Below are 14,197 nucleotides of genomic sequence, written 5' to 3'. Positions count from 1 at the left end.
GATGAATATCCAGCTCAATTCCCCCGCCAGCCCGGTGGTGGTGACCGGCGGCGCTTCCGGCATCGGCCTGGCCTGCGCCGAGGCGCTCGCCGCCGTCGGCCGCCCCGTGGCCATCTGGGACCTGCAGGCCGAGAACGCCTCCGAAGTCGCCACGCGCCTGGGCGAAACCTTCGGCGTGCGCTGCCTGGGTCTGGGCATCGACCTGTGCGACGCCTCGGCCATCGCGCCGGCCCTGGTGGCGTCCCGCACGGCACTGGGTGCGCCGGGCGGCCTGGTGCATGCCGCCGGCATGGTCGACCAGAGCGGCATCGAGCAACTCACCGTAGAGCGCTGGAACCGAGTGCTCGACGTCAACCTGCGGGCCATGGCGCTGCTGGTCCAGGAAATGCTGCCCGACCTGCGCGCCAATCCGGGTTCCTCGGTGGTCGGCATCGCCTCGATCAACGCCGCCCTGGGCAACGGCCTGATCCCGTCCTACAGCGCTTCCAAGGGCGGCCTGCTGTCGCTGGTGCGCTCCTTGGCCGATGCGCTGGGTGCCGACGGCATTCGGGTCAACTCGGTGTCGCCGGGGCAGATCCTCACGCCGATGGTGGAGCCGATCGCGAAAGCCAACCCCGGTGTGTTCGAGCGGCGCATCCTACTCGGCCGCCTTGGCCGCCCCGATGAAGTGGCGCGCGTAGTGCGCTTCCTGCTGTCCGATGAGGCCGGCTACATCAACGCCGCGGAAATCGTCGTCGACGGCGGCAACATTTCCTCGCAGCGCTGAGCCCAGTCCATGGAGAAGCCAATGAATGAAGTGAGCCTGGAGCAGCGCCTGGATCGCCTGGAGTCGCTGGAACAGATCCGCATGCTGCCGGCCAAATACGCCCTGGCCCTGGATATGCGCGACCTCGATGCCTGGGTCGGGTTGTTCCCGGAGGACGTGCGGGTCGGCAAGGACCAGGTCGGCCGCGCCCACCTCAAGGCCTGGATGGACGACACCCTGCGCCTGCAGTTCAGCACCACCTCGCACCATATCGGCGGGCACATCATCGAGTTCCGCGACGCCGACAACGCCAGCGGCGTGGTCTATTCGAAGAACGAGCACGAAGCTGGCCCGGAGTGGGTGATCATGCAGATGCTCTACTGGGACGACTACCAGCGCATCGACGGGCGCTGGTACTTCCGCCGCCGCCTGCCGTGCTACCTCTACGCCACCGACCTGAACCGCCCGCCGATTGGCGAGAAGAAGATGCGCTGGCCGGGCCGCGAACCCTATGACGGCTCCTGGCACGACCTCTGGCCGACCTGGAAGGCCTTCTGGAGCGCCAAGCCCGACGATGCCCTGCCGCAGGTGGCCGAGCCGGCGCCGCTGGAGCAGTTCCTCGACACCATGCGCCGGGGTTCCAGCGCACCGCGGATCAAGGTGCGCTGATGGCCGGCTCTTCCTCTCGCGCGCTGGACGCGCTGTTCGAACCGCTGCAACTGGGCGAGCTAGGACTGGCCAACCGCATCGTGATGGCGCCGATGACGCGCAGCCGCGCCGATGCCGACGATGCCCCCGACGCGCTGCACGCTCGCTATTACAGCCAGCGTGCCGACGCCGGATTGATCATCGCCGAAGGCACCTACCCGAGCGTGCACGGCAAGGGTTACTGCCGCACGCCGGGTGTCGCCACGCCCACGCAGATCGGCGCCTGGGGGCGGGTCAACGCCGCCATCGGCGAGCGGGGCGGGGCCAGCCGCGTGCTCCAGCTGATGCACGTCGGCCGGGCGGCCAGCCGCCATAACAAGCCGGAAGGCGCCGAGACGCTGGCACCGTCCGCCATCGCCGCACGCGGCAGCCTGTACAGCGACAGCCACGGCATGGTGCCGATGGAGGTGCCGCGCGCGCTGGAGACCAGCGAGGTCGCAGGCGTCGTCGATGAGTACCGGCAGGCCGCGCTGAACGCCCGCGCGGCCGGCTTCGACGGGGTGGAACTGCACTGCAGCAGCGGCTACCTGCCGATGCAGTTCCTCCTGGCGGGCAGCAACCAGCGCAGCGACGGCTACGGCGGGTCGCTGACGCGACGCATCCGCTTCGTCGTGGAAACCCTCGAAGCCATGGCCGAGGCGATAGGGGCAGGGCGGGTCGGCCTGCGCATCTGCCCGGGCAATCCGTACAACGACATGCAGGACGACGATCCGCTCGCCACCTACGGGGCCTTGCTCGACGCCGTCGATCCGCTGGGCCTGGCCTACCTGCAGGTCAGCCGCTCGCCGCAGCCTGGGCTGGATGCCTTCGCCCTGGCGCGCCGGCACTTCAGCGGTGCGCTGATTCTCAACGACGGCTTCGAGGGCGCGGGCGCCGCCCATGCCATCGTCGCCGGGCAGGGTGAGGCGGTGTCGTTCGCCCGCCATTTCATCGCCAACCCCGACCTGGTGGCGCGCCTGCGTGAGGGCCATCCCCTGGCAGGCTTCGACCGCGCCACCCTCTATACCCCGGGGGCCGGTGGCTTCACCGACTACCCGGTGTACGCCGACGCGGTGGAGGTGCAGCCATGATGCCGGCGCGGAGCATTCCTGCAGCGTTGGTACGCAGCGCGCGTCGCGCTCCCGAGCACATCGCCGTCGACGAGGGCGACCTGCGCCTGACCTACGGCGAGCTGGAAAGCCGCTCCCGGCAGTTGGGCAAGGCCTTGCTCGCGCTGGGCCTGACGCCGGGGGAACGGGTCGCCGTGTGGGCACCGAATGGGCACCGCTGGCTGCTGGCGGCCCTCGGTGGCCTGATGGCCGGCGCGGTGCTGGTGCCGCTGAGCACGCGGCTGAAGGCCGCCGAGGCGGCGGACATCCTGCGGCGCAGCGGCGCGCGGGTGCTGTTCAGCGTCGGCGAGTTCCTCGGCAGCTATTACCCGGAGCTGCTGGCCGGCCAGGTGCTGGTCGATCTGGAGTGCACCGTGGTCATCGAACAGGCGCGCGACAGTGATACCAGCTGGGACGATTTCCTCGCCGGTGCCGAAACGATCCCCGAAGCCGCGCTCGACGCACGCATCGACGCGCTGGACGAGAACAGCCTCAGCGACCTGATGTTCACCTCCGGCACCACCGGCTATCCCAAGGGCGTGCTCTGCGCCCACGGGCAGAACCTGCGGCTGTTCGATAACTGGGGCGAGACTGTCGGCCTTGGCGCCGAGGATCGCTACCTGATCGTCAATCCGTTCTTCCATGCCTTCGGCTTCAAGGCCGGTTGGCTGGCGGCGCTGATCCGTGGCGCGACCATCCTGCCGCAGCGCACCTTCGACGCCGAAGAGGTGTTGCGGCGCGTCGAGCGGGATCGGGTGACCTTCCTGCCCGGACCGCCAGCGCTGTATTCGGCCATGCTGGAACACCCACGGCGCGGCGACTTCGACCTGTCCTCGCTGCGGGTGGCGGTGACCGGCGCTGCCTCGGTGCCGCCGGTGCTGGTGCAGCGCATGGGCAGTGAGCTGGGCTTCGCCAGCGTGCTGACCGCCTACGGCCTGACCGAGAGTTGCGGGTTGGCGACCCTGTGCCGGCCCGGTGATGACGTAGAGACTGTGGCCAGCACCTGCGGCCGGCCTCTGGAGGGCATCGAGATCCGCTGCGTGGACGACGAGGGGCGGGCGCTGCCCAGCGGCCAGGTGGGGGAGGTGCTGATCCGGGGCTTCAACCTGATGCGCGGCTACTTCAACGACGTACAGGCCACCGCCGAAGCCATCGACGCCGAGGGTTGGTTGCATACCGGTGATGTGGGTGCCATCGACGAGCGGGGGTACCTCAGGATCACCGATCGCCTCAAGGACATGTTCATCGTCGGCGGCTTCAACTGCTACCCGGCCGAGGTAGAGCGCCTGATGATGGAACATCCGGCGGTGGCGCAGGTGGCGGTGATCGGCGTTCCCGACGCCCGCCAGGGGGAGGTGGGCAAGGCGTTCGTGATACTGCGCCCCGACCTCGACCTGACGGCGGATGCGCTGATCGCCTGGTGCCGGCAGCACATGGCCAACTACAAGGTTCCGCGCCATGTCGAGTTCGTCCAGAGCCTGCCGCTGAACGCCTCGGGCAAGCTGCTCAAGCGCGATTTGCGCACGGTGTGACGAGGCGCCTGCAGGGATGACCCAGGGCGAGTTGTGCTGTCTGGGAGTCATTCCTGCCACCTTGGCGCCAGGCAACCCAACGCTGCCTGGCGTGTCAGGCGGAATTTAGCGCCCCTTAAGACCTCGGATCGAACCCGAAGACGCGGAGCTCCTGTTGGCAGCGGCAGGCTTTCGCAATACGCGCGGCCCATGCGACGGCCTCCTCGAGAGAGGGCAGTTCCAGCACGGTGAAGCCGCCGTTCAGCGGGGGAGCCCAAGGGTAGCCGCCCTTGACGACCGAACCGTCAGCCGAGACAAGCATGGGCGGCACGTCTTCGTCGATGCCGCCGCCAAAGACATATACGCCGGCGGCCTTCGCCTCATCGATTACTGCGTGCGCGTCGCGGCTTACTGCCTCCAACTCGCCGTCGGGGACAATCATTGCCGCGCTGGGGAAGGAAATCAGGTATTTGGCCATGGTGCGCTTTCCTTGGGGTTGATAACGGTCGTGAAGTGCGTGGCCTGACGATTATGGTCCAAGAACTTCCGTCCATGCGTGCCCACTTCTGGCGCTGGCCGCCAGTGACACCGTCCGCTCGAAAACGGCATGAGTGCCGTCCACTCCCGAAAACCTATGAGAGCCGCATAGCGCTACGATGGGCCGGGCTGTTCTACGCTGAAGGACGGAAAGGTCTCCGTTGCGCGATGCCTTTCCTGCGCCGTTCTTGCCCTGGAGCCATTCGTTCATGTCCGATACGTCCCATCCGGGATCCTCCTCGCGTCCGCAACACTCAGGTTTCAACTGGCAGCGCTGGCTGCCGGGGCTTGTCACCCTGCGGCATTACCAGATGGCGTGGTTGCCGAAGGACCTGGCGGCCGGGCTGGTGCTGACCACCATGCTGGTGCCGGTGGGCATCGCCTACGCCGAGGCTTCCGGCGTGCCGGGTATCTATGGTCTGTACGCAACCATCATCCCGCTGCTGGCCTATGCGCTGTTCGGCCCGAGCCGGATTCTGGTGCTCGGTCCGGACTCGGCGCTGGCCGCGCCCATCCTCGCGGTGGTGGTGCAGTACGCGGCGAGCGATCCGCAGCGCGCCATTGCCATTGCCAGCCTGATGGCGCTGGTGTCCGGGGTGGTCTGCATGGTCGCCGGGTTGCTGCGCCTGGGCTTCATCACCGAGCTGTTGTCCAAGCCGATCCGCTACGGCTACATGAACGGCATCGCTCTGACGGTGCTGATCAGCCAGTTGCCCAAGCTGTTCGGCCTGTCGGTCGACAGCCAGGGGCCGCTGCGCGATCTCTGGAGCCTGGGGCAGGCATTGCTCGATGACCGCGCCAATTGGGCGAGCTTCGCCGTGGGTGCCGGCAGCCTGGTGCTGATCCTGCTGCTCAAGCCTTACCAGCGTCTGCCGGGCATTCTTATCGCGGTGGTGCTGGCGACCTTGTCGGTCAGCCTGTTCGACCTCGGCAGCCTGGGCGTCAAGGTGCTCGGCGAGTTGCCCCAGGGGCTGCCGTCCTTCTCCATACCCTGGTTGACCGGTATCGATCTGATGGAAGTGGTGCTCGGCGGCGTGGCGGTGGCGCTGGTGTCCTTTGCCGACACCAGCGTGCTGTCGCGCACCTACGCCGCGCGGATGAAGACGCCGGTAGACCCGAACCAGGAGATGTTCGGCCTGGGCGTGGCCAACCTGGCTTCCGGGCTGTTCCAGGGCATTCCGATCAGCAGCAGCTCGTCGCGCACGCCGGTGGCCGAGGCCGCCGGCTCGAAGACCCAGCTCACCGGCATCATCGGCGCCCTGGCGGTTACCCTGCTGCTCCTGGTGGCGCCCAACCTGATGCAACACCTGCCCAACAGCGCGCTGGCGGCGGTGGTGATCGCGGCGGCGCTGGGGCTGTTCGAGTTCGCCGACCTCAAGCGCATTTTCCGCATGCAGCAGTGGGAGTTCTGGCTGTCCTTCACCTGCTTCGTCGGCGTTGCGGTGTTCGGCGCCATACCGGGGATCTGCATCGCAGTGGTGATCTCGGTGATCGAGTTCCTCTGGGACGGCTGGCGGCCGCACTTCGCGGTGCTCGGCCGGGTCGAGGGCACCCGTGGTTACCACGATGTGGCGCGCTACCCGCAGGCCCGGCGCATCCCGGGGCTGGTGCTGTTCCGCTGGGACGCACCGCTGTTCTTCGCCAACGCCGAGCAGTTCCAGAACACGGTGCTGGAGGCCGTCGACCAGTCGCCTACGCCGGTGCAGCGCCTGGTGATCGCGGCCGAGCCGGTGACCAGCATCGACATCACCTCCGCCGACATGCTCGCTGAACTGGACAAAGCCTTGGAGGCGCGCGGCGTGGAGCTGCAGTTCGCGGAGATGAAAGACCCGGTGAAGGACAAGATGAAGCGCTTCGAACTCTTCGAACGCATGGGAGAAAGCGCCTTCCACCCCACGGTCGGCGCGGCTGTCGATGCCTACCTCAGCGACTCCGGGGTCGACTGGCAGCCCTAGGCCGTACCCGTCCGCGCGCGGCGGCTGTCGATCCAGATCAGCATGCCGCTGGCGTACAGCGACACCGCGAGGAACAGTGCCATGCGCACGGCGAAGGCGCGGTAGACGTCCTGGCCTGACGCGCTGTCCTGCACGGATTGCCCGAGCAGGATCAGCATGGTGGTCAGGCAGCTGACCCAGAATGCCGGGCTCTGCCGGGTGGCCACCGCTGCGTAGAGCCGGCGCCCCTGCCAGAGGGCGAACAGCAGCACCCAGAGGAAGAACATCCAGAGGTCGACGAACAAGCTCAGCGCGCCCCACACCAGGATCGCCAGCAGCCCGGCCAGCAGGGTGGAGCCGATCAGTTCGCGGCTGGCGTGGCGCGCGCGGGTTTCGCCGGCCTGCTGGCCGAGGCTCACCGATTTCATGATCAGCGGCATGAAGCGATCCGGCGCGATCATCGCCAGCAGGAAGGCCGGCATCACGATCAGCACGGCGCGCAGGGCGATCCAGCCGGCGTCTTCCTCGGTGGGCAATGGCGGGGCAGGGGGCGAGGGCGCATTGGCCGGCTCGGGGAACAGCGCATGGGCCACGGCGGTGCACAGCACGGCCAGCAGCATGCCCTTGGCCAGCGCCTCGACCACCGACAACGCCAGGGTGAAGTCGCTGGTGCCCGCCGCGGCGATCATGGTCAGGCCCACCACCAGCAGGTTTGCCAGCAGGCCATTGCCGCCGCGCAGGGCGTAGCGGAAGACCAGGTACAGCCCAACGCCCACCAGCAGCACGCCGCTCAGCGGGGCATGGCGCAGTAGTGGGATCAGCAGCAAACCGATGCCGCAGCTGAGCAACACCAGTATCGCCAGGGCGGGTGCCGCCTTGAGCGGCAGAGCCTGCGCGCGCATGGCCAGCAGGAGGACTGCGAGTACCGGTGCGAGAAAGGGAATCGGCAGCCCGATGCCGTAGCTGGCCGCCAGGCACAGCGCGACACCCCAGGCCAGCCTCAGCGCGCGCCGGCGCCGCAGCTCAATAGGCATAGCTCAGCCAGCTCATCAGCCACATGAACAGGCGGCCGATCAGGTTCAGCGGATTACCTTCGCTGGGCAGCGCCATGACTTCCGCCTGGCCGCCCACGCGCAGGGCGGCGGTGTTCAGCGGCTGGTCGCGGTCCAGTTCGACGATCACCGGGAAACGCTGCGCCGAACGTAGCCACTCGCGGCTGTTCTGCACCGTCGGCAGCGAGCCCGGCGGGGTGCTCTGGCCGACGCTAACGCCGTAGCCGATGCTGCGGATGCGGCCGCGCAGGAGCTCGCCGGGCAGGGCGTCGAGCACCACCAGCACCGGGCTGCCGGTGCTCAGGTGGCCGAGGTTGTTCTCGGTCATGTCGGCGCTGATCCATACGTCATGGATGGCGATCAGGGTCATCACCGGGCTGCCGGGGCCGACGTAGTGGCCGACGTCGGTGCGCAGGTCGGTGATCAGTCCGTTCGAGTCGGCGCGCACCACTGTGCGGGCCAGGTCGAGGCGGGCTTTCTGCACGTTCGCCGTGGCGCTGCGCAACTGGGCGTTGTCCTCGTCATGGCCGCCCTGTTGTTCGCGGGCGCGTTCGACTTCGGCGCGCGCGGCCGCCACCTGGCTGGCCGCCTGTTCGCGGTTTGCCTGGGCATTTTCCAGACGACGCACGGAAACGGTGCCGGGGTCTTCCTGGTACAGCCGCTGCAAACGTTCCGAGTCCTGCCGCGCCTTGCGCTCGTTGGCCTGCGCCGCGGCCAGCGCGGCCTGGGCGGAGTCGATGCCGGCCGTGCTGGCGCCGATCTGCCGGCGCACCGTATCCAGGTCAGCCTCGGCCCGCGACAGGGCGATCCGGTACTGCTCCTGGTCCAGCTCGAAGAGCACGTCGCCCTTGCGCACTTCCTGGTTGTTGCCCACCGCTACGCGCTTCACCTGGCCCGCCACCTCGGCACTCACCGGGACCACGTAGGCCTGCAGGCGCGCCTGTTGGGTGTAGGGGGTGAAACGGTCGGCGAGCAGGTACCAGACCAGGCTGACGACGATCAGCAGCAATACCACGCGCATTCCACGGTCGGGGGAGGACTTGCCTGGGGTAGGGGCCGGCTGTTGTGCGGGCGGCGTGCCGGGGGCGTCGCTCATTTCTGCTCACCTTTTCCTGCGGTGCTGGGGTTCTGGGGGGCGGGCTCGTCGAGCAGGTCGCCCCAGTCGGTTCGTTGTTGCATCTGTTGGCGGGTGGCCGGGTCGATGGGCGCGCGTTGGCTATCCCAGCCGCCACCCAGGGCCTTGTACAGGGCCACCAGGCTGCTGACCGCGTTGCCCCGGCTGACCAGGTAGCCGTCCTGCTGTTGCAGCAGCAGTTGCTGGGCGTCGAGCACGCGCTGGAAGTCGGCGAAGCCTTCGCGATACTGCGAGCTGGCCAGGCTCAGGGAGCGCTGGGCGGCCTGTGAGGCCTGCTCGCGGATGCCCGCGCTCTGCAGCGAACGGACCAGGCCGCTGGCGGCGTCGTCGGCCTCGCGCGCGGCGTTACGCACGTCCTGGTGATAGAGCTCGATCAACTGCTGCAGGCGCGCGTCTTCCACGCGCACGGCGTTCTTGCGCCGGCCATAGTCGAAGGGGTTCCAGATCAGGTTCGGGCCAGCGGCGAGGTTGAAGCTGTCCGGCAGGTTGTTGGCCGACACGAAGCTCCAGCCGATGCTGCCCAGGAGGCTGATCGACGGATACAGGTCGGCTTCGGCGACCCCCACCAGCGCCGATTGCGCGGCCACCGCCTGCACGGCGGCGCGGATGTCCGGACGGCGCTGCAACAGGTTGGCGGGCACGTCCTGGAGAATCGCCCGGTCCGGCAGCGGCAGTCGGCCGTGGCGCGCGGCCAGCTCCGGCATCGCTCCCGGCGGTCGCCCGAGCAGCGCGCAGAGAATGTTGCGCAGGGCGTTCACCTGGTTCTCGAACTCGGGGATGGTGGCCTGGGTCGCCAGGTACTGGGTGCGGGCCTGCTGCCAGTCGAGTTCGTCGTTCTCACCGTGACGGAACAGCCGCTCGGTGATCTCCAGGCTGCGCTCCTGGCGCTTGGCGTTCTCGCGGGCGATGTCCAGGCGCGCCTCGGCGGTGCGCAGGCCGAAGTAGGTGTCGGCGACCTGCGCGCGCAGCAGCACCATGGCGTCGGCGTAGTTGGCCTCGGAGGCAAAGTAGGCGGCGTCGGCGGATTCGATGGCGCGGCTGAAACGGCCCCAGAAGTCGATCTCCCAGCCGATGTCGAAGCCCGTGCTGGATTGCCAGAACACCGAGTCACGGGCGGTCGGCGCGCCGGACTGGTTCTGCTTGAGGTAAAGGCTTTCGCCACGGATCTGCTGCAACTGCGGATAACGCCCGGTTTCGGCGATGGCCAGCTGCGCGCGCGCCTCGGCGATGCGCAGGCCGGCCACCCGCAGGTTGGTGTTGTGCGCGTCGGCTTCGGCGATCAGCGCGTCCAGGGTCGGGTCGGCGAACACCGTCCACCACCGGCGCAGGTCCGGGGCATTGGCATTGCGACCCGCCTGCTCCAGCAGCGGCGTTTTCCAGCCGGCCAGCCACGGGTCCTGCGGCGGCTGGAAGTCCGGGCCGACCTGGGTGCAGCCGGCCAGGAGGGTGGCGAAGATGAGTGTGCAGCGTCTGACACGCTTTGGCATGGCAATCCTTGGCTTATTCGGGCGACTCGGAGGCGCTTTCCGGTTCCTGCTGGTCGACCCATTGCCAGAACAGGTTGTAGGCCACGGCGAGGATCACCGGGCCGATGAACAGGCCGATGATACCCTTGACCACCATGCCGCCAAGGGCGCCGATCAGCACCACCGGCATCGGCACGTCGACACCGCGGCCCAGCAGCAGCGGCTTGAGCACGTTGTCGGCGAGACCGGCGACGAAGGAGTAGATGGCGAAGGTGATGGTCGCGGCAGTGAAGCCTTCGGTAGAGAAGACGTAGGCGATCACCGGGAGGGTGATCAGGGTCGCCGGCGCCTGGGCGATGCCCAGGATCAGGATGGCGATCGCCAGGATGCCCGCACCCGGCACGCCCTTGATCACGAAGCCGACACCGATCAGCAGCATCTGGATGAAGGCGATACCGATCACCCCCTGGGCGACCGCGCGGATGGTGGCGGTGCACAGGGTTGCGATGTGCTTGCCGCGTTCCACGTTGGAGACCCGTATGGCGATGCGTTGCGCCGCGCGTTCGCCGTTTTCACCGAAGGCCATGATGATGCCGGAGACGATGACCGCCGCGATGAACAACAGGAAGGCGCCGCCGGCGCTGGCGGCGGCACCCAGCAGCACGCGACCGGTGCCCTTGAGGTAAGGCAGCAGGTGTTGAGCCACCTCGCTCAGGCCGCCGGAGACCGACAGCCAGGCCGCGTACAGGCGCGGGCCGATCAGCGGCCAGGTGGCCACTGACTCGGGCGGTGCAGGAATGCTCAGGGTGTCGCTCTTGAGCAGCGTCACCACGCTGTCCAGGGAGTCGCCGATGTTGATCGCCAGGAGGTAGATCGGCACCAGCAGCACCAGCAGGACGAACAGGACGATCAGGGTCGCCACGTGGCCGTCCTTCAGCCCGGTGCGCGCCTTGAGCCAACGCTGCAGCGGGTAGAGGGTGACCGCGAGGATCACCGACCAGATCATCAGTTCCTGGAAGGGCTGGAACACCTGGAAGGAGAAGATCACCAGGACGGCGATCAGCCCGGCCTTGATGAGGACGTCGAGCATCCCTCGCGACAGGGCGCTATCGAGCTTGAAACTGGGTTGCATGGTTTTCCTCCAGAGCGACCCTTCAGGTCGGACGGTCATCGCGCCGAGCGGCGCTTTCCAAGGGTTGATTCCGGGGCTGCGATGTCACACCGGCGACGGGATTGCTGTCGTCGCCGAAGCGACCATCCGGATCGTCGCTGCGGCCTTGCCGGTGCAAATCCAGCAGCCATTGCGCTTCCTGCTGTCGGTAGCGGCGCACCCACGCGGCGGCCTGTTCCTCGCTCACACCCAGCTCGATAAAGGCCCGGCGGGCCATTTCCAGGCTGGAATGGAAGGTCTCGCGCACCGGGTTGGCGCCCCGGTCGAGCAACTGCAGGACCTGCTGGCGGTTGTTCGCCCTGGCGATCACCCGGGTATGTGGATAGAGGCGGGCGAGGGCATCGACCGTATTCAGGTTGATCTCCGGATCGTCGGTGGCGACGATCACCAGCTCGGCCTCGCCGACCTTGGCGGCATGGAGGATTTCCGGGCGCGTCGGGTCGCCGTAGAAGACCGGCACGCCACCTTCCTTGCCCTGGCGGCGCAGCGCGTCCACCGAGGTGTCCAGGGCTACCACCGGCACGTCCTGGGCTTGCAGCAGTTTGGCGATCACACGCCCCATGCGGCCCATGCCGGCGATCACCACCCTGGGCTGGTCATCCACCTCCGGTGTTCCTTCCGGAGCCTCAGTCTCTGTCGTCTCGTCGCTCATCCGGCGCGCCAGGGCCATCATCACCAGCGGCACCACGGCCATCGACAGGGTGATGGCGAGCACCAGCACATCGTGCACCTGCTGCTCCAGCAGGCGGTGATCCAGTGCCAGCTTGAACACCACGAAGGCGAATTCGCCGCCCGATGCCAATACCACGCCCAGGCATATCGCGCCGGCACGGTTCAGGCCGCCAAAGAGGCGGCCCAGGCCGACCAGCAGCGGCAACTTGATGCCCACCAGCAGCACGGTCACGCCCAGAACCAGCAGCGGCTGGCCGATCAGCAGGCGCAGGTCGGCGGTCATGCCCACGCCGACGAAGAACAGGCCGAGCAGCAGGCCCTTGAGCGGTTCGATCTGCGATTCCAGTTCATGGCGGAACTGCGACTCGGCCATCAGCATGCCGGCGAGGAAGGCGCCCAGCGCCATGGACACGCCAACGTGCTCCATGATCCAGGCAGTGCCCAGGACCACCAGCAGGGCGGTGGCGGTGGAGAGCTCGCGCAGCCCGGAGCCGACTGCCCAGGTGAATACCGGCCGCAGCAGGTAACGGCCGCCGATGATTACCACGCCGATCCCGACTGCTACCGCCAGCAGCGGCCGTATACCGGCATCCGGCGCGCTGTCCCCGGCGCCGCCCAGCAGCGGCACGATGGCGATCAGCGGAATGGCGGCGATGTCCTGGAACAACAGGATGCCCACGGCCGTGCGGCCATGGGGCTTGTTCAGTTCCTTGCGCTCGGCCAGCACCTGCAGGCCGAAGGCGGTGGACGACAACGCCAGGCCCACGCCCAGCACCAGGGCTGCGGCCGGTGACTGGCCGAACAGCAGATAGGCCAGCAGGCCAAGGACTACGGCAGTCACGCCAACCTGCAGGGAGCCGACCCCGAACAGCGAGCGGCGCATCATCCATAGCCGGCGCGGCGAAAGCTCCAGGCCGATGATGAAGAGCAGCATCACCACGCCCATTTCGGAGAGCTTGCCGACGTTCTGCGGATTGCTGATCAGACCCAGCACCGAGGGGCCGATCAGGATGCCGGCCAGCAGATAGCCCGGCACCGCACCAAGCTTCAGGCGCTGTGCCAGTGGCACCAGAACCACCACGGCCAGCAGGAAAATCACCGTCGCCTGCAACAGGCTTCCATCATGTGGCATTCATCAGCTCCCTTGCGGCTTCTCGGGATTCGCTGCCCCGAGTGCCGATTCTGTTCTCAAGCCCGGTCGGAATGTCGTCCGGCCGGGTAATCCGAGTAACGCTCACTGCTGCGCGCGCAACTTGGTGTAAGACAGGCGCATGTCCTTGGCCCAGCCGTCGAGCACGCCTTTCACATCGTTGGCGGTCATGGCCTGCTTGTCGTTCTCCAGCGACTGTCCGGTGCCCTTGCGCACGACCTGGGCCACTTCCTTGCTGGTGCGGCCATCGAGGAAGTCGGCTTCGGTGGCGATCACCGTGTCCTGGTCGCGGATGCCGGTGGCGGTGCTCACCCCGGCGGCGATCAGGGCGATCGGGATGACTTCGTAGGCATGCAGGGATTGAGTATGGCTGCTCACCCCGGTGATGGCGGCGCGCACCACCAGCGAGTCGCTGGCAGGCTGGTTGACCACCGGCAGCACCTGGCCGAACTCGCGCTTGAGCACCTGGGTGTAGTAGGCGGAAATCTGGTCGAGGGTCTGCTGGGAGACCTTGTCGGTCGGCGCCGGCTTGGGGAAGTACTGCGTCGGTTCGATGTAGACGCTGGTGTAGCGGCTCAGATTCAGGTTCGGCTCGACCCAGGACATGACCTTGGCGCCGGAGGCGTTTACCTGCTCGCTCAGGTGCGAGTAGTCATTCAGGAAGCCGGAATAGTCTTCGCTGGAGACCTTGTTGCTCGAGCAGCCGGCCAGCAGCAGCGGAAGGACGAACAGGGGAAGCAGTGCCGCGTGTTTCTTCATGTTTTCTCCAAATGTATGTGGCGATAGCGATGACGACGGGGCCGCAAGCGTTCCTCGACCTGCTGAAAGCCGCAGGTTGTCGGCCTCGCTGCGCCTGCCCAGCTCCACGCACTCGCTGCGGGAGTCCCTTGCAAGGGACCCGCGGCAGAAGCGGCAGATGATGTTCAGGCGTGAGGCACGTGTCGTTGGAATGCGCCACAAATCAATGACGTAGGGTGAGTATGGGTGATCCGTGGCAATTTGCCGGCCGGCAAGCTTAGGGGAGATAA

12 protein-coding genes are annotated in these 14,197 nt (G+C 67.5%); 5 read left to right on the top strand and 7 right to left on the bottom strand.

Going from position 1 to position 14,197, the window contains the following annotated elements; translation table 11 throughout:
- The first annotated feature begins 1 nt into the window (after position 1).
- From O6P39_RS14025 to O6P39_RS14010, 4 genes are read left to right on the top strand one after another with little or no spacing between them, the layout of a single operon-like run.
- The gene (locus O6P39_RS14025) at positions 2 to 766 is read left to right on the top strand and encodes an SDR family NAD(P)-dependent oxidoreductase (RefSeq protein WP_275607112.1); all 765 of its coding nucleotides are present in this window, start codon (positions 2 to 4) and stop codon (positions 764 to 766) included.
- 21 nt (positions 767 to 787) lie between these two features.
- The gene (locus O6P39_RS14020) at positions 788 to 1,414 is read left to right on the top strand and encodes a nuclear transport factor 2 family protein (RefSeq protein WP_275607111.1); all 627 of its coding nucleotides are present in this window, start codon (positions 788 to 790) and stop codon (positions 1,412 to 1,414) included.
- A gap of 23 nt (positions 1,415 to 1,437) precedes the next feature.
- Positions 1,438 to 2,523, top strand: a complete 1,086-nt coding sequence (locus tag O6P39_RS14015) for an alkene reductase (protein ID WP_275611952.1) — start codon at positions 1,438 to 1,440, stop codon at positions 2,521 to 2,523.
- Positions 2,520 to 4,073 carry a FadD3 family acyl-CoA ligase gene (locus O6P39_RS14010; RefSeq protein ID WP_275607110.1) on the top strand — a complete coding sequence of 518 codons (1,554 nt, stop codon included), beginning with the start codon at positions 2,520 to 2,522 and terminating at the stop codon, positions 4,071 to 4,073. The genes O6P39_RS14015 and O6P39_RS14010 overlap by 4 nt, the downstream gene beginning before the upstream one ends.
- Before the next feature lie 115 nt (positions 4,074 to 4,188).
- On the opposite strand, the gene O6P39_RS14005 is transcribed toward O6P39_RS14010, so the two are convergent.
- Positions 4,189 to 4,530 (bottom strand): transcription initiation protein, encoded by a 342-nt coding sequence (locus O6P39_RS14005; RefSeq protein ID WP_275607109.1) that lies wholly within the window; start codon positions 4,528 to 4,530, stop codon positions 4,189 to 4,191.
- Between the two features lie 268 nt (positions 4,531 to 4,798).
- On the opposite strand from O6P39_RS14005, the gene sulP reads away from it, so the two are divergent.
- The gene (gene sulP / locus O6P39_RS14000; RefSeq protein ID WP_275607108.1) at positions 4,799 to 6,544 is read left to right on the top strand and encodes a sulfate permease; all 1,746 of its coding nucleotides are present in this window, start codon (positions 4,799 to 4,801) and stop codon (positions 6,542 to 6,544) included.
- Here the strand turns inward: sulP and O6P39_RS13995 are convergent.
- The 6 genes from O6P39_RS13995 to O6P39_RS13970 form a co-directional block, all read right to left on the bottom strand.
- Complete coding sequence (locus O6P39_RS13995; RefSeq protein WP_275607107.1) at positions 6,541 to 7,557, bottom strand: DUF2955 domain-containing protein; 1,017 nt, start codon at positions 7,555 to 7,557, stop codon at positions 6,541 to 6,543. The two genes, sulP and O6P39_RS13995, sit on opposite strands and share 4 nt — an antisense overlap.
- Entirely contained in the window at positions 7,547 to 8,671 is a 1,125-nt protein-coding gene (locus tag O6P39_RS13990) for an HlyD family secretion protein (RefSeq protein ID WP_345774663.1), read from the bottom strand. The genes O6P39_RS13995 and O6P39_RS13990 overlap by 11 nt, the downstream gene beginning before the upstream one ends.
- Positions 8,668 to 10,197: an efflux transporter outer membrane subunit gene (locus O6P39_RS13985; RefSeq protein ID WP_275607106.1), complete on the bottom strand. Its 1,530-nt coding sequence runs from the start codon at positions 10,195 to 10,197 to the stop codon at positions 8,668 to 8,670. Before O6P39_RS13985 ends, O6P39_RS13990 begins: the two co-directional genes overlap by 4 nt.
- Positions 10,198 to 10,210: 13 nt before the next feature.
- Entirely contained in the window at positions 10,211 to 11,308 is a 1,098-nt protein-coding gene (locus tag O6P39_RS13980) for an AI-2E family transporter (protein ID WP_275607105.1), read from the bottom strand.
- A 22-nt stretch (positions 11,309 to 11,330) separates the two neighbouring features.
- Complete coding sequence (locus O6P39_RS13975) at positions 11,331 to 13,151, bottom strand: monovalent cation:proton antiporter-2 (CPA2) family protein (RefSeq protein ID WP_275607104.1); 1,821 nt, start codon at positions 13,149 to 13,151, stop codon at positions 11,331 to 11,333.
- A gap of 102 nt (positions 13,152 to 13,253) precedes the next feature.
- Entirely contained in the window at positions 13,254 to 13,928 is a 675-nt protein-coding gene (locus O6P39_RS13970; protein WP_275607103.1) for a DUF3313 domain-containing protein, read from the bottom strand.
- Positions 13,929 to 14,197 lie beyond the last annotated feature (269 nt).

Source organism: Pseudomonas sp. PSE14 (assembly GCF_029203285.1).
Lineage (GTDB): Bacteria > Pseudomonadota > Gammaproteobacteria > Pseudomonadales > Pseudomonadaceae > Pseudomonas.
Note: the sequence above shows the minus strand (reverse complement) of the source record. Positions and strands in the feature narration are given on the sequence as shown.